Annotated in this window: 20 protein-coding genes; 12 read left to right on the top strand and 8 right to left on the bottom strand. The window is 73.5% G+C overall.

Annotated features, from left to right (window positions below; genetic code table 11):
* Positions 1-2: 2 nt before the first annotated feature.
* Both IT780_RS03050 and IT780_RS03045 read left to right on the top strand, forming a co-directional pair.
* Positions 3-245 carry a hypothetical protein gene (locus tag IT780_RS03050; protein ID WP_199509802.1) on the top strand — a complete coding sequence of 81 codons (243 nt, stop codon included), beginning with the start codon at positions 3-5 and terminating at the stop codon, positions 243-245.
* Positions 242-1,411, top strand: a complete 1,170-nt coding sequence (locus IT780_RS03045; protein WP_199509801.1) for a baeRF3 domain-containing protein — start codon at positions 242-244, stop codon at positions 1,409-1,411. The genes IT780_RS03050 and IT780_RS03045 overlap by 4 nt, the downstream gene beginning before the upstream one ends.
* A gap of 133 nt (positions 1,412-1,544) precedes the next feature.
* Here IT780_RS03045 and IT780_RS03040 read toward each other — a convergent pair whose 3' ends face one another.
* A complete protein-coding gene (locus IT780_RS03040; protein WP_199509800.1) occupies positions 1,545-2,651 on the bottom strand; it encodes a sensor histidine kinase in 1,107 nt (368 codons plus the stop codon).
* A complete protein-coding gene (locus IT780_RS03035) occupies positions 2,648-3,349 on the bottom strand; it encodes a winged helix-turn-helix domain-containing protein (RefSeq protein ID WP_199509799.1) in 702 nt (233 codons plus the stop codon). Before IT780_RS03035 ends, IT780_RS03040 begins: the two co-directional genes overlap by 4 nt.
* Before the next feature lie 253 nt (positions 3,350-3,602).
* Between IT780_RS03035 and IT780_RS03030 the strand changes: the two genes are divergently transcribed.
* Genes IT780_RS03030 through IT780_RS03020 form a run of 3 tightly spaced genes read left to right on the top strand, consistent with a single transcriptional unit; the run spans position 3,603 to position 6,090 of the window.
* Complete coding sequence (locus tag IT780_RS03030; RefSeq protein WP_199509798.1) at positions 3,603-4,205, top strand: hypothetical protein; 603 nt, start codon at positions 3,603-3,605, stop codon at positions 4,203-4,205.
* A 10-nt stretch (positions 4,206-4,215) separates the two neighbouring features.
* Entirely contained in the window at positions 4,216-4,677 is a 462-nt protein-coding gene (locus tag IT780_RS03025) for a hypothetical protein (protein WP_199509797.1), read from the top strand.
* Positions 4,678-4,689: 12 nt separating this feature from the next.
* Positions 4,690-6,090, top strand: a complete 1,401-nt coding sequence (locus tag IT780_RS03020; protein WP_199509796.1) for a 4Fe-4S binding protein — start codon at positions 4,690-4,692, stop codon at positions 6,088-6,090.
* Positions 6,091-6,093: 3 nt separating this feature from the next.
* Here IT780_RS03020 and IT780_RS03015 read toward each other — a convergent pair whose 3' ends face one another.
* On the bottom strand, positions 6,094-6,501 hold the full coding sequence (locus IT780_RS03015) for a hypothetical protein (protein WP_233412055.1): 408 nt from the start codon (positions 6,499-6,501) through the stop codon (positions 6,094-6,096).
* 102 nt (positions 6,502-6,603) lie between these two features.
* Between IT780_RS03015 and IT780_RS03010 the strand changes: the two genes are divergently transcribed.
* Positions 6,604-7,335 (top strand): polyamine aminopropyltransferase, encoded by a 732-nt coding sequence (locus tag IT780_RS03010; protein WP_199509794.1) that lies wholly within the window; start codon positions 6,604-6,606, stop codon positions 7,333-7,335.
* Positions 7,336-7,388: 53 nt separating this feature from the next.
* On the top strand, positions 7,389-7,646 hold the full coding sequence (locus tag IT780_RS03005) for a hypothetical protein (protein ID WP_199509793.1): 258 nt from the start codon (positions 7,389-7,391) through the stop codon (positions 7,644-7,646).
* Positions 7,647-7,695: 49 nt separating this feature from the next.
* Here the strand turns inward: IT780_RS03005 and IT780_RS03000 are convergent, their stop codons facing one another.
* The gene (locus tag IT780_RS03000; protein WP_199509792.1) at positions 7,696-8,637 is read right to left on the bottom strand and encodes an LLM class F420-dependent oxidoreductase; all 942 of its coding nucleotides are present in this window, start codon (positions 8,635-8,637) and stop codon (positions 7,696-7,698) included.
* Between the two features lie 79 nt (positions 8,638-8,716).
* On the opposite strand from IT780_RS03000, the gene IT780_RS02995 reads away from it, so the two are divergent.
* A complete protein-coding gene (locus IT780_RS02995) occupies positions 8,717-9,340 on the top strand; it encodes a TetR/AcrR family transcriptional regulator (protein WP_199509791.1) in 624 nt (207 codons plus the stop codon).
* Here IT780_RS02995 and IT780_RS02990 read toward each other — a convergent pair.
* Positions 9,297-9,917 carry a GNAT family N-acetyltransferase gene (locus IT780_RS02990; RefSeq protein ID WP_199509790.1) on the bottom strand — a complete coding sequence of 207 codons (621 nt, stop codon included), beginning with the start codon at positions 9,915-9,917 and terminating at the stop codon, positions 9,297-9,299. The two genes, IT780_RS02995 and IT780_RS02990, sit on opposite strands and share 44 nt — an antisense overlap.
* 41 nt (positions 9,918-9,958) lie before the next feature.
* Complete coding sequence (locus tag IT780_RS02985) at positions 9,959-10,402, bottom strand: nitroreductase/quinone reductase family protein (RefSeq protein ID WP_199509789.1); 444 nt, start codon at positions 10,400-10,402, stop codon at positions 9,959-9,961.
* 128 nt (positions 10,403-10,530) lie between these two features.
* Here IT780_RS02985 and IT780_RS02980 point away from each other — a divergent pair, with 128 nt between their 5' ends.
* Entirely contained in the window at positions 10,531-11,958 is a 1,428-nt protein-coding gene (locus IT780_RS02980) for a nitroreductase family protein (RefSeq protein WP_307831005.1), read from the top strand.
* 136 nt (positions 11,959-12,094) lie between these two features.
* The gene (locus tag IT780_RS02975) at positions 12,095-12,787 is read left to right on the top strand and encodes a DivIVA domain-containing protein (RefSeq protein ID WP_199509788.1); all 693 of its coding nucleotides are present in this window, start codon (positions 12,095-12,097) and stop codon (positions 12,785-12,787) included.
* Positions 12,788-12,831: 44 nt separating this feature from the next.
* Here IT780_RS02975 and IT780_RS02970 read toward each other — a convergent pair whose 3' ends face one another.
* Complete coding sequence (locus tag IT780_RS02970; protein WP_199509787.1) at positions 12,832-13,713, bottom strand: LLM class F420-dependent oxidoreductase; 882 nt, start codon at positions 13,711-13,713, stop codon at positions 12,832-12,834.
* Positions 13,714-13,766: 53 nt separating this feature from the next.
* Positions 13,767-15,281: a GAF domain-containing protein gene (locus IT780_RS41520; RefSeq protein WP_199509786.1), complete on the bottom strand. Its 1,515-nt coding sequence runs from the start codon at positions 15,279-15,281 to the stop codon at positions 13,767-13,769.
* A gap of 218 nt (positions 15,282-15,499) precedes the next feature.
* Here IT780_RS41520 and IT780_RS02960 point away from each other — a divergent pair, with 218 nt between their 5' ends.
* Entirely contained in the window at positions 15,500-15,844 is a 345-nt protein-coding gene (locus IT780_RS02960) for a PadR family transcriptional regulator (RefSeq protein WP_199509785.1), read from the top strand.
* On the top strand, positions 15,841-16,719 hold the full coding sequence (locus IT780_RS02955) for a hypothetical protein (protein ID WP_199509784.1): 879 nt from the start codon (positions 15,841-15,843) through the stop codon (positions 16,717-16,719). Before IT780_RS02960 ends, IT780_RS02955 begins: the two co-directional genes overlap by 4 nt.
* The last annotated feature ends 164 nt before the right edge of the window (positions 16,720-16,883 follow it).

Here is a 16,883-nt window from a genome sequence, read left to right as displayed (position 1 = left end):
CGATGACCGCGACTGTGCTGCCGCTGCTCACCGACCCGCGCACCACCGCAGCCACCAGCGTCGGTGGGCTCCCCACCATCATCGGCGCCGATCTGCGCCTGGTCGAAATCGTCACCGGCCGGCTCACCGTCGCCCGAGCCGCCCCGCTGCTGCACCTCAGCACCCCCGCCACCCTGACTGCCGCCGCAGCGCTCATCGGCGACGCGCCGGCTCCGCCCGCCCCGTCGAGATGGAGGAACCCGTGACACCGCCCGCCACCGCGCCGTCGGCGCCTACCGCCACCGTCCCCACGGCCGCGCAGATCACCGCCCTGCAGCAGGTACGCGAATACCCCGCCGTCAGCGTCCTGCTGTCCACCACACCCGCGGCGCAATTGACCCGCGCCGACGCGCTGCGCCTCGACTCCCTGACCACCCAAGCCGTCGACCGGGTCCGCGCCGAACTTCAACCCCAAGCCGCCGCCCCCGCCGTGCGCCGCCTGCACGACCTCGTTGCCCAGGCCCGCCGCGGCCCCACCACCTACGCGCTGGCCCTGTACGCCTCCGCGAGCACCGGCGCGCTCATCCGCCTGCCCATCGCCGTGCGCGAGCGCGCCGTCATCGATCCGACTTTCGCCACCCGCGACCTCGTGCGCGCCCTGCACCGCACACCGCGCCACCTGGTCCTGGCACTCAACTCCGGCAACGCCCGCCTTTTCGACGCCGTCGGCGAAACTCTGGTCCCCGCGCTGGGCGCCACCTTCCCGCTGACCGCCATCCCACGACCCGAGGGTCGCAGCCGCGGGCGCGGCGACCGGCCCGCGCGTGGCAGCGACCACGACGACCTCGAGTTCTACCGGCACGTGGACGCCGCCCTGGGCACCTACCTGCGCCTGCACCCCGCACCGCTGGTACTGGTCGGCAGCGACCGCGCCATCGCGACGTTTCGCCGCATCTCCACCAACTGCGCCCGCCTCGCCGGCACCGTCACCGCGAACCTCACCCACGCCCACCGCGGCCTGCTCAGCACCCGCATCCGCTCCGTGCTGGAGGACTACCTGCACCGCCGCCAGCAGGAAGCACTTGCTCTCATCGACCAGCGCACCTCGGCCGGCCGAGTGGCATCCGGCATGCCCGCCGCCTGGCTCACCGCCCGTACCCACCATCCGGAAATGCTCGCCGTCGACGAAACTTTGTTCTACCCGGCCCGTCTGTCCGACGACGGCGACACCCTCACCTCCGCCGACGACCCTGAATCCCCAGACGTCATCGACGACGCCGTCGACGAACTCATCGAACTCGTCCTGACCCGCGGCGGCTGGATCGCCTTCACCGACCCGGGCAGCCTCGACCACCACGACGGCGTCGCCCTGACCACCCGCCGTGAACTTGCAGCCGGGATCACAACAGGGTGGGTGTCTCGGCCCGCCTGAAAGCGGGCAGACATCGGGTACGGCTGATGATCGCCCAGCACGGCCGCGCCTGATGTGCGGCGCCGTCGGTGACCAGGACGGGTGACACCGAGATGTCCTGGTCGCCGTGGCGTCGGCAAAGCCCGGCCTGTCATCAGCGCGGTGCGGCCAGCGGCAGGGTCACCGTGAAGGTGGCGCCCCGGCCAGGCCCGTCGCTGTGGGCGGAGACCCCGCCCCCGTGCGCTGACACGATCGCCCGCACGATCGCCAGGCCGATGCCCGAGCCGCCCCGCGCGCGGTCCCGGGCGGAGTCCGCGCGGTAGAAGCGTTCGAACACGTGCGGCAGGTGCTCGGCGGGGATGCCCTCGCCGGTGTCCGCCACCCGCAGGCGCAGCCGGTCGCCGGCCAGGTCCGCGGTGACCGTGACGCTCCCACCGGCCGGGGTGTGGCGCAGGGCGTTGTCCAGCAGGTTGCCCAGCACCTGGCCGAGCCGTTGCGGATCCGCGTCGACACTCGGCAGCCCGGCCGCGGCGCCGGCGTCGAGGGCCACGCCGGCCGCGGCGTAGCGGGGAGCCGCGGCGGCCACCGCGGCCCCGACGAGCTCGGCCGGTGCGACCGGTTCCGTGTGCAGGTCGACGCGGCGCTCCTCGGCGAGGGAGACGGCGGCGAGGTCCTCGGCGAGGCGCCGTAGCCGGCCGGTCTGGGTGCGCAGCACGGTCAGCGTGTCCTCGTCGTCCACGCCGATGCCGTCCTCGGCGGCGTCCAGGTACGCCTCGATCGTGGCCAGCGGCGTACGCATCTCGTGCCCGAGGTCGCCGAGCAGCCGGCGCCGGGTCGTCTCGATGTCCTGCAGCCGGCCGGCCATCGTGTTGAACGCCTCGGCGACGGTGTCGAACTCCGCGCCGATCCCGGGCGCCGGCGCGCGGACCTCGTACCGGCCGTCGGTGATCTCCCCGGCGATGTGGGCGAGCTGGCCGATCGGATGCGCGACCCGGCGGGCGACGAAGGCGCTGACCGCCAGGCCGGCGACGAGCGCACACAGCAGCGCCACGCCGAGCGCCACCGCGTTCGCCGAGCCGTACGCCTCCTCGACGTGCCGTCCGGTCTCCGCGCTGATCTCACCGGCGTGGTGCAGGTGCCCGCGGAAGATGGCCGGGCCGACCACGGCGGCGACGAGGCTGGCGGTGACCACGCCGACCAGCACGACGAGGGTCTGTGCGGCGAACAGGCGGGCGGCCAGCCCGATCCTCCGGCGCCTCATCCCTCACCCATCCGGTACCCGACCCCGCGCACGGTACGGATGAAGCGCGGCGCTGCCGGGTCGTCGCCGAGCTTGCGCCGCAGATGCCCGACGTGCACGTCGACGAGGTGCTCGTCGCCGACCCAGCCCTCACCCCACACCGCCTCGATCAGCTGCCGGCGCGAGAACGCCATCCGCGGGCGCCCGGACAGCGCGGCGAGCAGGTCGAACTCGGTACGGGTCAGCTCGACCGGCGTACCGTCCACCCGCACCTCCCGGGCGAGCGGGTCGAGCCGCAACGCCCCGAAGACCCGGGTGGGGTCGGGCTCGCCGCCGGTGCCGGCCGCGCCGGGACCGCGGGGGCGGCGCAGCATGGCGCGTACCCGTGCGACCAGCTCGCGGGGGCTGGCCGGCTTGGTCAGGTAGTCGTCGGCGCCCACCCCGAGGCCGACGAGCTTGTCCACCTCGTCGGCGCGCGCGGTGAGCATGACGACGTAGCAGTCGCTGAACGTGCGGACCTGCCGGCACACCTCGACGCCGTCCAGGCCGGGCAGGCCCAGGTCGAGCACGATCACGTCCGGCGGCCGTTCCCGCGCCGTGGCGACCGCCGCCGGGCCGTCGAAGACGCAGTCCACCTCGTGCCCGTCGCTGCGCAGATAGCTGGCCACGACCCGGGCGAGGCTGCGCTCGTCCTCCACCACCAGGACCCGTGCGTTCATGCCCTCATCCTTCCCAATGCGCGGGGCGGCTTCAGTGAATCTTCATGGAGCGCCCGGGTAGATCTTGACGCCCGGAGCCGACCGTGGGGATGGCGGACCTGACGGAACGGTCCGGGGCTGGAGAGTTGTGATGCCGACCACTCGCACCCGAGAGAGTCACCGGACCACAGGCGGTGGCGCACGGCCGCCGGCGCGGGGCAGGCCGGCGCCGGCCGCCGTGGACACGCGGAACGGATGGGGGTGGTGGGCCGCGGTGTCCGGCGCCGCCCTGCTGCTCGGCGTGATCATCGGTGCGGTCGTGGTCTTCAGCGGCCGCGGCGGGACACCGGCGAGCCACGACATGCCCGCCGCGCCGCGGACCGACTCGCAGGGCCGTACCTCCGCACCGCCGTGGCCGGCCCCTACGGACGTCGCCGCCGCGGTCAAGGCCGCCGGCCTGCCGATGCTCGGCGAGGAGGGGACGGTCGCGCACTTCCACGCCCACCTCGATGTCATCGTCGACGGGCGGGCGGTGCCCGTACCCGCGGGGATCGGGGTGGACGACGTCAACCAGCGGATCAGCCCGCTGCACACCCACGGCGACGACGCGATCATCCACGTCGAGTCGCCCGTGCAGGCCACGTTCACCCTCGGCCAGTTCCTCACCGAGTGGCAGGTGTCGGCCGGCGCCGACCACCTCGGCGGGCTGCGGGCCGGCGGCGACCGGCAGTTCCGGGCGTACGTCGACGGCACGCCGGTCGAGGGCGACCCGTCGGCGATCGTGCTGGCCGAGCACCAGGAGATCGCGCTGATCTTTGGCACGGCGGCGCAGCACGCCGGCCCGCCGGCGTCGTACGCGTTCCCGGCCGGCGAGTGACGGCCGCCCGATGAGACGCAACCTCGTGATGTGCGCGGTGGTCCCCCTCATGGTGGCCTTCGGCGTGGCGGTCGGGTACACCGTCGCAGGGTTCGCCGGCGGCGGGACGGCGACCCCGGCCGCACACACGCACGCCGCGGCCCCGGGCAGCCAGCACGACCACGCCACGCCGGGCCACCAGCACGAGACGAGCCCCGCCCCGGCGACCTCGGCGGGGCACACCCACGACATGCCCGGCATGAGCGATGCCGACATGGCCGCCCCGGCACCCGCGGCGACCCATCAGCACGCCGCCGCCGCGGTGTCGCATCAGGACGGCGGGGATGGGCCGGGTACGCCGGCCGCCACCCGTACCGCCGTCGTCGCCGGGTTCGCCGCGGTCAACGTCGCGATCCTGGGCGCCGCCGCGCTCGTCCGCCGCCGCACCCGCCGCGGCCGTCCTGTCCGCCGCCCGGCCGTACCGGCCCTCTGAGGGGACGACCTCATGAGCCTGCCCACCGCCCCGCCCCGCGACCGCTCGCAGGCACCGGCCCCGCGGCCGCGCAACCTGCTCGACGTGCCGCTCGTGTCCCGCGCGGTCCGCAGCCGCTGGTATCCCGGCCTGTTCCAGTGGATCGCGGTCGCCGTGTTCGCCCTCGTGGTCTGGCAGCTGCTGGCCGGCCCGCAGACCGCCCACGACAACCTCGGCACCGCGCTGGTGTGGGTGCTGTGGTGGCCGCTGATCCCGATCGTGTTCGTCGCGGTGGGCCGGTTCTGGTGCGCGGTCTGCCCGTTCGGCAAGCTGTCCGACCTGGTTCAGGGCCTGGTCGGGGCGCAGCGGCCGGTGCCGCGGTTCCTCCGCCGGTACGGCATCTGGATCATCGACGCGCAGTTCATCCTGATCACCTGGTCCGACCACGTGTGGGGGATCGTCGAGTCGCCGTGGGGCACCGGCGTGCTGCTCCTGCTGCTCATCACCGCGGTCGTGGCGTCCGGCGCGTTCTTCACCCGGCGCACGTTCTGCCGGTACCTGTGCTTCCTCGGCGGCCTGTCCGGCAACTATGCCCGCGTCGGGGGTCTCGAGCTGCGCGCGGACGCGTCCGTCTGTGCCACCTGTACGTCCCGGGCGGTCTGCTTCAACGGCGGTGAGAAGGCGCCGGCCTGCCCGCTCTTCGAGTTCCCGCGCACGATGGACTCGTCGGCGAACTGCAACCTGTGCGCCAACTGCATCGTCAACTGCCCGAACGACGCGATCCGGCTGACCCCGCGGCTGCCCAGCAGGGAGCTGTGGTTCATCCGCGACCCGAAGATCGAACAGTCGTTCCTGGCCATGGCCATCATGGGCATCGTGCTCATCCAGAACCTCACCATGCTGCGGGTCTGGCAGGACGTGCTGGCCTGGATCGAGCGCACCACCGGCATCGGCAGCTACCCGGTGATCTTCACGATCGCGTTCGTGGTCGCCGTGGGCGCGCCGGTCACCCTGCTGTGGCTGGGCTCCACCGTGGCCGCGCGCCGCAACGACGAGTCGGTGGCCCGCAACTTCGCGCGGTTCGGGTACGCCCTGATCCCGCTGGACGTCGCCGGGCACATCGCGCACAACCTGTTCCACCTGCTGGCCGAGGGCAAGTCCGTCTACTACACGGCGGTCGCGGCGCTGGGCGGGGCGCACGGCGACGGCTCCCCGGCGCTCGTCGGCACCGGCACGATCCAGGTGCTCCAGTACGCGATCCTCGCCCTCGGCATCGCCGGGTCGGCCTATGCGGTGTACCGGATCGCCCGGGGCCGGTGGGGCGGCGACGGCGCCACCATGACCGCGACGCTCACGCCGTACCTGGGGATCGTGATCGTCCTGGCCGCCGCCAACCTGGCGTTGTTCGCGCTGCCCATGGCCATGCGGATGTAGCGTTCAGCGCCGGTGCCAGAGGTCGCGGGCGTACAGCAGCAGGTGCTGCTCGATCCACGGCGTGGCGAGGACGGCCAGTGGCTCGGGCACGCCGTGCGGGCCGGTGCGTACCAGGATGTCCGCGTCGTAGTCGCCGACCTTCGCCCGTACGATCCGATCCTGACCGGGCGGCACCACCAGCCCGGCGGGCAGCAGGATCTCCTGCGCGATCTCCTCGGTGCTCGCCAGCAGCGCGAGGATCGTCGCCCGGCCCTGCGGGGTCACGGCCGCGACGACGGCGACCTCGGCATCGCCGAGGACGCCACGCTGCAGGGACATGAGCTGCCCGGGCACGCGCAGGCGCTCCCGCAGGTACGGCCACAGCAGCCGTTCCCGGTCGTGGAGGCCGATCGCGGACACCGAACCGCACATAAGGTCATCATGCGCGCACCCAGCGGTGAAGTGGCGGCCATCGCCCGGATGTCACCGCCGTGGCGGACGGCGCGGGGGGCGTCCGGGGTGGAGCATGGCCGCATGAGTCTGCGGTTCGAGGAGTTGGCCTGGCGGGAGACCCCGATGGGCGAGATCAGCCTGCGCCGGCGGCGGGATCCGATGCTCGGCGCCGAGGTGTACGAGGTGAAGCTCGGCGACGAGTTCCTCATGTCGAGCCTGTTCACGGTCGCCGAGATCGAGCTCGCCCGCCTGGGCCTGGCCGAGGTGGCGGAGCGGGACGGGCTGGACGTGGTCGTCGGCGGGCTCGGGCTGGGGTACACGGCCCGTACCGTCCTCGAGGATCCACGGGTGCGCTCGCTGGTGGTGGTGGACGCCATCGAGGAGGTGATCTCGTGGCACCGGCGCGGGCTGCTCCCGTTCGCCGACGCGGTGGCCAAGGATCCGCGGTGCCGCCTGGTGCACGCCGACTTCTTCGCCGTGACCGCCGACCCGGCCGGGTACGACCCCGCGGCCCCCGGCCGGCGGGTGCACGCGGTGCTGCTCGACATCGACCACAGCCCGAGCCACCTGCTGCATCCCGGGCACGCCGCGTTCTACACCGCGGACGGCCTGCGCCGGCTCGCCGCGCACCTGCATCCCGGCGGCGTCTTCGGGCTCTGGTCGAACGATCCGCCCGACGACGCCTTCACCGCCCTGCTGGGGGAGGTGTTCGCGACGGCCCGTGCCGAGGTGGTGGAGTTCCCGAACCCGCTGCAGGGGCGCACCTCGACCAACACGGTGTACGTCGGGACAGCGGCCGCCGTCGATCGTTGATAGCGTCCCGCGTCGAGCGGCCGCCGGGGCCGCGTGAACCACGGGGGATCGCCATGCACCGTACCCATGTCCTGTCCGTCGCCGCCGCGGCGGCCGTAGCGATCGGTGTCGCCGCCACCGCCTGGCCGGCGTTCGCCGACACCACGCCGCCCGGCCGCCCGCCGGTGGTGCAGAGCAGCGACGACGTGCCGCTGCCGCCGGGGCATCCCATCCCGTCGGGGCCGGTCACCGGGACGCCGCCGACCGCCGATCCGTCGGTCACGCCGCCGCCGTGGCCGTCGTTCCCGCCGGACGACCCCGAGGACTCCTGAGTCCCCGTCCCGCGGCCGGCGGGTCCATGCCCGGCCGCGGGACGGCAGCTCAGGCGCTGACCAGGGGCTTCAGGGCCTCGCCCACCCGCGTGACCATGCCGGGACGGTGGCCGTTGCGGATGAGGTTGATGGTGAGGCCCTCGATGCCGGCGCCCAGCACCCGCTCCCGCAGCTGCTCGGCGACCTGCTCGGCGGTGCCGAGGAAGGCGCGGTTCCGGCGGTCCTCCGGGATGCTCTCGCCGAGCTCCTTCGCCTCCTGCTCGGTCTCGCCCACCATGCCCATGGCCAGGTAGCTGGTCTTCAGCGTGGCGGGGTCGCGGCCGATCTCCTCGCACCGCTCGCGCAGCACGGCCACCTTGCGCGCCAGGTCCGCGACGTCGCAGATGATGTTCATGTGGTCGGCGAAGCGGGCGGCCAGGCGGAAGGTCTTCTGCTCCCCGCTGCCGCCCAGCATGATCGGGATGGAAGGGCGCAGCCGCGGGTTGTTCATGGCGCCCCGGGCCGTGTACCACTTCCCGTCGAGGCTCGCCGCCTCACCCCGCAGCATCGGGGCGATGATCGTCAGCGCCTCCTCGAGCCGTTCGAAACGCTGCCCGAACGTGCCGAACTCGAAGCCGTAGTCGTGGTGCTCGCGCTCGAACCAGCCCGCGCCGATGCCCAGGATCGCCCGGCCCTTGGAGACCACGTCCAGGGTGGTCACGGTCTTCGCCAGCAGCGCGGGATTGCGGTACGTGTTGCCGGTGACCAGGGCGGACAGCTGGATCGTCGAGGTGGCCGACGCCAGCGCGCCGAGCGTCGTGTACGCCTCGAGCATCGCGTTCTCCGGCGCGCCGATGCCCGGCAGTTGGTAGAAGTGGTCCATCACCAGGACGGTGTCGAATCCCGCCGCCTCGGCCTCGCGGGCCTGCGCGACGACGGTGTCGAAGAGGTTCTCGACCGGGACGCCGGGGTAGGTGTAGTTCGGGATCTGGTACCCGAGCCGGATGCTCACAGTGCCTCCGCCAATGTAAGAGGGCTATCACCTGCTAATGTAAGACTCCACTTACATCCGGGCAAGCGAGAGGGCGGACGTGTCGGCGCAACGGGGCTACCACCACGGGTCGCTGCGTGCGGCGCTCGTACGGGCCAGCTTCGAGCTGCTCGCCGAGGGAGGCCTGCGCGGCTTCTCCGTCGCCGCCGTCGCGCGCCGGCTCGGGGTGAGCTCCGCCGCTCCGTACCGGCACTTCCCCGACCGCGCGCACCTGCTCGGCGCCGTCTCGGCGGAGGCTGCCCGCGACCTGCGGGAGGCGATCACCGCCGCGGCCGAGGCGGTGGGCCCGGACCCGGACGCGCGCCTGGCCTCGGTCGCCGGCGCCTACGTCCGGTACGTGGTCCGCACCGGCGCGGGCTTCCAGATCATCTACGCCGCCGAGCTGTACGGCCTGCCCGGCGACGCCCGCCGCGAGCACACCCGGGCGCTCATGACCACCCTGCTCGACCTGGCCACGGCGACCGGCTCGGCGTCCTATCAGGAGGCCGTGCTGCTGGTCGAGGAGACGATCGCGGTGGCGCACGGGTACACGTCGCTGGTGCAGGACGGCTTCTTCTCGCGGACGTCCACCACCGTCGACGCGATCGCCGCGCGGGCCACCGCGGCGGCCCGGGCGCTCGTCACGGCCGCCGGCCGGCAGCGGCCGCCCACCCCTCCCGGGTGATCTCGTACTCGACCTCGCCCTCCTCGGAGCCGGGCAGCGGGTCGTCCCAGACGGGGAAGAACGTGCGCACGTAGCGCATGCCGACGGCCTTCATGACACCCTGCGAACCCCGGTTCACCGCCATGGTCTGCGCGATCGCCCGGTCCTGGCCGGCCGTCTCGAAGGCGTGCCGCAGCAGCTCCCGGGACGCCTCGGTGGCCAGGCCCCGCCGCCAGAACCGGCGGGCCAGGCGGTACCCCAGCTCGCACACCCCGGGCTCGTCGGGCTGGTCGGGACCGTGGGCGGGCGGCAGCATCATCAGCCCGACGAAGTCGGCGCCGTCCTCGCTCTCCGGGGCCGCGGAACCCGGCCGGGCACCGTCGGAGCCGAACGCCATCCAGAACCCGAGACCGTCCACGTTGCGGCCCAGCGCCATCCGCCCGGCGTGCGAGGTGACCACCTGCTCCCGGGTACGAGGCCCGGGGAAGAGATACCGCAGCACCTCGGGATCGGAGTCCAGCTCCACCTCCAGCTCGAGGTGACGGTCCGCCAGCGGGGTCAGCAGCAGCCGCGTCGTCCGCAGCACAGGTTGAGGCATCCGGCCACCCTCACACGACGATGACCACCGGGGCGACGCCTTTACCGCGGCGTCAGCACCACCACCGCGGTCTCCGACGGGCGCAGGGCCGCGTACGCGTCCAGCTTGGTGTCGACCTCCCGCCAGCGCGCCCACAGCCGCTCCCGCTCCTCGCCGGTCGCGGCGTGCCCGCGTACGGGCCGGCGCAGGCCCACCATCTCCACGGTGGCGTCCGGGTTGGCCTGCAGGTTCAGCCACCACGCCGGCTCGGCGGGCCCCCAGCCGTTCATCGCCAGCGTGACCAGATCGGAGCCGTCCTCGAGGTAGCCGAGGATCACGCTGCGCGGCTCGCCGGTGCGGCGCCCGACCGTGGTCAGCCGCAGCGCGCCCCAGCCCTTCCGGGGCTGCCAGAGCCCGAGCCGGCCGCCGGTGACGCGGTACAGGAACCGGTGCACCACCCAGGCGGACCGGACGAACCAGCGGGGCGGAACCTGGGCCGTGGACATCTTGGCCTCCCGTAGGGACGGTGGTCTGCGGGGACGACAGGGACGTTAGCCACACCGGGAGCGCGGGGCCAGAGGCCGAACGGCCCACGGGTGGCGCGGCGGGACGGTGATCCGGCAGAGTCGGCGGCGTGGAACTCGCGACGCACCGGCTGCACCGGCTGACCTCGTACGAGCCCTCCCGGTCCTGGACCGACCCGGCCGACGACCCGGCGGTGGTGCAGGACCTCGAGGTCAACGATTTGAGCCGGCTGCCGTGGTTCGTCAAGCGGTATCCGGACGATCTGCCCCGGGTCGAGCTGCCCCGCGACTTGCCCGCCACCACCGCCCCAGCCGTCGGCGTGCTCGCCGGCACCGCCGTGGTCGAGCCGGCCGAGCTGAGCCTCGGCCACCTCGCGCGGATCCTGTTCCTGTCCGCGGGCGTCGTGCGCACCGCTGAGCGGGCGTACGGCACCCACCCGTTCCGGGCCGCAGGGTCCGCGGGCGGACGGTTCCCCCTGGAGCTGTACGTAGCGGTACCAGATGGGAAAGCGTTGCCGGCCGGTGTGCACTGGTACGACCCCGCGGGCCATGCACTGGTCCAGGTAGGACCGCCGCCGCGGAATGGGGACGTCACGGTGGTCGTCACCGGTGTCCCGTGGCGCACCGGCTGGCGCTACCGCGAGCGGGGCTACCGGCACGTCTACTGGGACCTGGGCACGATGCTGTCGCAGCTGACCGGGGCCGCCGCCTCGGCCGGTATTCCCGCGGCGCTGTACAGCCGGTTCCCCGACGCCGTCGTGACGGAGCTGGTGGGTGCTGACGGCGTACACGAATTCCCGGTCGCGGTCGTCTCCCTCGGCGGGCGAGCGCCCGTGCTGCGGCCGGCCGGAGTCGCCGTCGCGGGCGCGGTTGACGCTGCGCCACTGGAGTTTCCGCTGGTCACAGCGGCGCAGCGGGCGGGTGCCGGGGATACGCTGGGGGAGCCGTGGGAGCCCGGCGCGGCCGTACGCGTGCCCGCCGAGCCGGCCGATCCGTTCGAGGCCGTCGTGCTGACCCGCGGGTCGCAGCGCTTGATGGACCCGGGGCGCGGGCTTCCGGAGCAGGCCCTGCGTGACAGCATGGCCGTGGCGGTACGCGGCGTCGACCTGCCGCACTTCGTGGTGGTGCACGACGTCGGCGGGATCGAGCCGGGCCTCTACCGGTGGCCGGCGCTGGACAAGCCGGTGCGGGCCGGCAACCTGCGCGACGAGCTGTACCGGGTCTGCCTGGACCAGGCCCTCGCCCGGGACGCCGCCTTCGTCGTCATCACCGCCGCCGACGTGGCCGCGCTGGACGACAGCGGTTACCGCGCGGCGCAACTGGCGTCGGGGCTGGTCGAGGGGCGGCTGCACCTGCTCGCGTACGCCCTGGGCGCCGGCGCGAGCGGGATGACGTTCCTCGACAGTGACATCCCGGCGTTGCTGGGGGAGCCGCTGGAGGCGATGCTGTTCACCTGCGTGGGGGTGCCGGCGTACCGGTCGGCCAGGGGCGGCCCGCCGGGACGGCCCACCGCCGTCAGGCCGGTGGCTCCCCGCTGACCGCGGAGCCGGGCGAGTTCGGGCTGGTCAGGGGCATTGTCCCCGCCGGGGTGATCACGCTCACGCCGGCGGCTCGCGGGCGTTGCATAGGATCGACCCTCACGACCGAGTCCCACCCTGTGAATCGAGGAACGCAATGCCGCTCACACCGGCGGACATCCACAACATCGCCTTCAAGAAGCCCCCGATCGGCAAGCGGGGCTACGACGGGGACGAGGTCGATGCCTTCCTCGACGAGGTGGAGCAGGAGCTGATCCGGCTGCTGGAGGAGAACGGCGCGCTGCACCAGCAGGTCCAGCGGGGCGGTCCGGGCGGCCCGCCGTCCGCCGCGTCCACCATGGTGCTGGACTCCGAGTTCGCCGACGTCGCCGCGCGGCTGGAGCGCCTGCAGGAGGCGCGGGCCCGCGCCGAGCAGAACGCCCGCAACCTGCAGGCCGAGCTGGAGCGCGCCCGCAGCAGCGCCCGGTCCGCGCCGCCGGCCGCCGCGCCGGCCGACGACGAGCGCACCGCCCGGGTACTGATGATGGCCCAGCGCACCGCCGACGACCACATGCGCGACGCCCAGCTGGAGTCCGAGTCGCTGCTGAGCGAGGCCCGCGACAAGGCCGGCCAGATCACCGGGGAGGCGCAGCTCAAAGCGGGCACGATCGAGGGCGACGCGCGCCGCAACCACACGGACGCGATGAACAGCCTGGGCGCCAAGCGGGCCGCGCTGCTCGACGAGATCGACCGGCTGGGCCAGCTCGCGCAGAGCTATCAGGCCGCCCTGCACAGCCACGTCACGCACCAGCTGCAGGACCTCGACAGCGACCCGCAGCCCGCCGACTAGCGCGAGCATGACGGGCGCCGGCCGCACACGCGGCCGGCGTCGCGTCAGGAGAACTGCGGGATGACCTCCTGCGCGAAGCGCAGCATCGGCTCGTGGTCGTACGCGACCCGCGGAATGTAGAGGATGACGTAGTCGGCGCCCGCCTCGACGGCCCGCTCGACCCGCCCGGCCGTCTCGGACATCGGCGCCGCCGGGTTCAGCTCCAGCGTGGTCGACTTGATGATCGTGTCGTAGTCGCGGCCCAGCTTGTCGCAGTGCGCGCGCAGCACGCCCAGCTTGTGGCGGATCAGGTCGGGGTCGCCGGCGCCCACGTTGCAGGCGTCGGCGTACTGGGCGACGAGCTTGAGCGTCACCTTCTCGCCGCCGCCGCCCAGCCAGAACGACGGGTGCGGCTTGCGGACGCCCTTGGGCTCGTTGATCGGCCCGTCGATGGAGTAGTGCCTGCCCTGGAACACCGGCCGCTCCTCGGTCCACATGCGGTGGACGATCTCCACGGCCTCGCGGAACTCGCCCATGCGCTGCGGGACCTCCTTCCACTCGTAGCCGTACGCCTTCCACTCGTGCTCGTACCAGCCGGCGCCGAGCCCCGCGTAGAGGCGCCCGTTGCTGGCCACGTCGACGGTGGACGCGATCTTGGCGTAGAGGGACGGCTGGCGGTAGCCGTTGCACCCGACCATCTGGCCGATGTTGACCCGGCTGGTGTCGCGGGCCAGCGTCGAGGTGACGGTCCAGCACTCGAACGTGGTGTTGACGGTCGGCTCGGGAACGGTGTGGAAGTGGTCGTACACCCACACCGAGTCCCACGGCCCGGCGTCGGCGGCCCTGGCGACCGCCGTCATCGCCTCGTACTGCTCGACCGGGTCGGCGATCTCGACCAGGTCCATCTTCCAGCCCTGCGGCACGAACACCCCGAAGCGCACACTCATGTCCGCAACGTACCGGATCTTGTGCGCGCCGTGCGCCCCGCGCGGTGGCGGGCTCAGGCCTGCGTACCGACGATGTCGCGGGTCACGGCCGCCTGCTCGGTGAGCACGCTGCTGATCATCGTCTGGGTCTCGTTGATCTCGCCCACGATCTCGCCGATGGCGCCCAGCGAGTGCACGACGTTCCCGGCGTCGTGCTGGATCGCCGCGATCAGCGTCGCCACGTCCTGGGTGGCCCGGGCGGTGCTCTGCGCCAGCTCCTTGACCTCGGTGGCCACCACGGCGAAGCCCTTGCCGGACTCGCCCGCGCGGGCCGCCTCGATGGTCGCGTTCAGCGCCAGCAGGTTGGTCTGCCCGGCGATCGAGGTGATCACCTTGACCACGTCGCCGATCTTGCTGCTGGACTCCGACAGCCGCCCCACGACGGTGTTCGCCTCGCCGGTGACCTCGGTGGCGCGGCCGGCCACCAGGGTGGCCTGCAGGACGTTGCGCTCGGCCTCCTCGATCGAGGTGACGAGCTCGGCCCCGGCCGCGCTGAGCCGCCGGCTCTCCCGGATCCGCTGCACCGCCTGGGCGATGAGGAACGCGGTGTTGCGCAGCGCGCTGGACCGGCTCTCGGACAGCGACAGCCGCTGGGTGGCGAAGAAGTCGAGCGTGCCGATCACCGTGCCGTGCACGACGAGCGGCAGGCACACGCCGGAGACGACACCGGCGCGCTGGGCGGCGGGCGCGCGGACGCAGTCGGTCACCGTACCGAGGTCCTCGACGAAGATCATGTCCTGCGCCTGCCAGGTCCGGCCGGCCAGGCCGACGCCGCGGGCGAAGGTCGCCGAGCGGGTCACCTGGCGGAACTCCGTACCGGCGTCGCCCGACTCCACACCGAACGTGAGCACGCCGCGGGACTCGTCGACGCTCCAGAAGGACCCGTACGCCCAGCCGAACCCGGTGCGGACCGTCTCCAGCGCCTCCCGGATCGCGTCGGACTCCACGGTGGCCTGCGACAGGTGGCGCAGCATCGTGTTGACCGCGGCGACGTCGGCGGCCGCGTCCGCCTGCCGCTCGGCGGCGCTGACCCGTTCGAGGGCCTGGGACACGAGCAGCCCGATGCTGCGCAGCGTCTCCAGGCGCTGTTCGGAGGGCTCGAGCGTGGTGGTGGCGAAGAAGTCCATCGTGCCGACCACCCGGCCGTCCTCGGTCAGCGGGAAACAGATGCCGCTCCGCACGCCGACCTTCTGCGCCACGGGCGCCCGGACGCAGTCGTGCATCTCGCCCAGGTCGGCGACGAAGATCAGGTCCTGGGCGCGCCAGGCCCGGCCCGACAGGCCCACGCCCTCGGCGAAGGACGCGGCGAGAGTGACCTTGCGGAACTCCGGGCCGGCGTCGCCCGACTCCACCGCGAAGCGCAGGACGTTCGCCGCGGGGTCGACACGCCAGTAGGAGCCGTACACCCAGCCGAAGCACTCCCGTACGGCGTCGAGCGCCGCGCGGGCCGCCTCGGCGGGGGTCGTGGCCCCCTGCAGGGCGCGCACCACGGTACTGACGGCGGTGGCGTTCTGCCGTGCCTCAGCCACGGCGTCCCCGCCCTCGCCGCCTGTCGTCTGCCGGCCGAACAACCCCTTGATCTGCGCTCCTTGTGTCGGACTTTTTCGATCTCTTCCCCTGTCGGAGGGGCTTCATCGGTCGCGTGGGCGCGGGCTTGACGGATCGCCGCCGGAAGCTCCGCAGCCTCAACCGCCCGCGTTGCCGACGGGTTGCCGTATATGCCGATGATCGGTATATGCTGCCGCGCATGACCGAAGCACCGATGCGGGAGCCGACCTTCCTCGTGCTCACCGCGCTGGCCGCCACCCCGCAGCACGGGTACGCCGTGATCGAGGACGTGGCCCGCATGACGGACGGCCGTGTGCGGTTGCGCGCCGGCACGCTGTACGCCGCCCTCGACCGGCTGCGCTCCGACGGCCTCATCGAGGTCGACCGCGAGGAGGTCGTGCAGTCCCGGCTGCGCCGCTACTACCGGCTCACGGGGGTCGGCGAGCAGCGGCTGGCCGCCGAGACCGCCCGGTTGCACCGGCAGGCCACGCTCGCCGAGAGCCGGCTGCGGACGCGCCGTACCCCGGGGGAGGCCTTCTCATGAACCTGGAGACGCGGTACCGCCGGCTGCTCGCGGTGTACCCGGCGCGGCACCGGTCGGCGTACGCCGACGAGATGGTGGCCGTACTCATGGACGGTGCCCGGCCCGGCCAGCGGCTTCCGTCCCTGCGCGAGGCCGCGGACCTGCTGTGGTGCGGTTTCGCCGCCCGCGCCCGCGCCCGCCGCGCCGTCCGGTCGCCGGATCCGGCCCGGCGAGAGGCGGCCGCGATCGCCGGGCTGATCGGCGCCGTCATGCTCGCCGCCGTCGCCGTTCGCCGGCTCTACCTGGCATCCTCGATGGGCTTCGCCGAGGGCGCCCCGGTCCGCGACGTGGCGGTCCGCGCGCTCGTGTGGACGGTCGTGGCGGTCCTCGTGCTCGTGGGGCTGCGGCGCTCCGCGGCGGCGCTGGCCGTGCTGGGGGTGCTGGTGGAGGCGGCGGCGATCGTCGTGTGGCTGCCCGTCGAGGCGTTCCGCCCGATCCGCATGTCGTGGGCGCTGGCGCTGTCCCTGCTGACGGCCGCGTTCCTGGTCGTCGCCCGGCGGGCACGGCGGCCGGTGCTGGGCTCCGTGCCGGCCACGCTGGGCTTGCGCCGGGCGCCGGCCGGTGCGCGGGGCCGGGTCGCCGTGCTGCTCGCACCGCTCGTGACCGTACCCGTGGCGCAGCCGGTCCTGGAAACGGTCATCGGCATCCACACGGCGCCGGCGGTCACGGCCGGGATCGTCCTGGCCGACGTGGCCGTCATGGTGGGCCTGCCGCTGCTGGCGCTCGGCCTGGCCGTCGCCGCCCGGCGGGCGATGGCCGACCTGCGGCTCACCCGGACGGGCGTCGCCGGTCACGCTCCGGCCGAGCAAGGCAGGGGTTCCCAGCACAGCCGGTAACCGGATCGGCGTGACGGACCTGTCCCTGCGGGTTGCCCGCCGGCCGGTCGTGGCGCACGCCGGCCCGGTGCACGGCGTCGCCGTCGTCTGCGTGCCGGCGCTGGGGGCGGTGGGCGTCCGGCGGCGGGCGGTGGAGACGGTGGTGGACCTGATCGACGGGCTCA

Source organism: Nucisporomicrobium flavum (genome assembly GCF_016464385.1).
Taxonomy (GTDB): domain Bacteria; phylum Actinomycetota; class Actinomycetes; order Mycobacteriales; family Micromonosporaceae; genus Actinoplanes; species Actinoplanes flavus_A.
The sequence above is the reverse complement of the archived record's forward strand: the minus strand, read 5'-3'. Positions and strand labels throughout refer to the sequence as shown.

Coding starts and splice junctions, on each gene's coding strand:
- IT780_RS03050 (WP_199509802.1), top strand. CDS start 3: ATGACCGCGACTGTGCTGCCGCTGCTCACCGACCCGCGCACCACCGCA.
- IT780_RS03040 (WP_199509800.1), bottom strand. CDS start 2,651: ATGAGGCGCCGGAGGATCGGGCTGGCCGCCCGCCTGTTCGCCGCACAG.
- IT780_RS03035 (WP_199509799.1), bottom strand. CDS start 3,349: ATGAACGCACGGGTCCTGGTGGTGGAGGACGAGCGCAGCCTCGCCCGG.
- IT780_RS03025 (WP_199509797.1), top strand. CDS start 4,216: ATGAGACGCAACCTCGTGATGTGCGCGGTGGTCCCCCTCATGGTGGCC.
- IT780_RS03020 (WP_199509796.1), top strand. CDS start 4,690: ATGAGCCTGCCCACCGCCCCGCCCCGCGACCGCTCGCAGGCACCGGCC.
- IT780_RS03015 (WP_233412055.1), bottom strand. CDS start 6,501: ATGTGCGGTTCGGTGTCCGCGATCGGCCTCCACGACCGGGAACGGCTG.
- IT780_RS03010 (WP_199509794.1), top strand. CDS start 6,604: ATGAGTCTGCGGTTCGAGGAGTTGGCCTGGCGGGAGACCCCGATGGGC.
- IT780_RS03005 (WP_199509793.1), top strand. CDS start 7,389: ATGCACCGTACCCATGTCCTGTCCGTCGCCGCCGCGGCGGCCGTAGCG.
- IT780_RS02990 (WP_199509790.1), bottom strand. CDS start 9,917: ATGCCTCAACCTGTGCTGCGGACGACGCGGCTGCTGCTGACCCCGCTG.
- IT780_RS02985 (WP_199509789.1), bottom strand. CDS start 10,402: ATGTCCACGGCCCAGGTTCCGCCCCGCTGGTTCGTCCGGTCCGCCTGG.
- IT780_RS02975 (WP_199509788.1), top strand. CDS start 12,095: ATGCCGCTCACACCGGCGGACATCCACAACATCGCCTTCAAGAAGCCC.
- IT780_RS02970 (WP_199509787.1), bottom strand. CDS start 13,713: ATGAGTGTGCGCTTCGGGGTGTTCGTGCCGCAGGGCTGGAAGATGGAC.
- IT780_RS02960 (WP_199509785.1), top strand. CDS start 15,500: ATGACCGAAGCACCGATGCGGGAGCCGACCTTCCTCGTGCTCACCGCG.
- IT780_RS02955 (WP_199509784.1), top strand. CDS start 15,841: ATGAACCTGGAGACGCGGTACCGCCGGCTGCTCGCGGTGTACCCGGCG.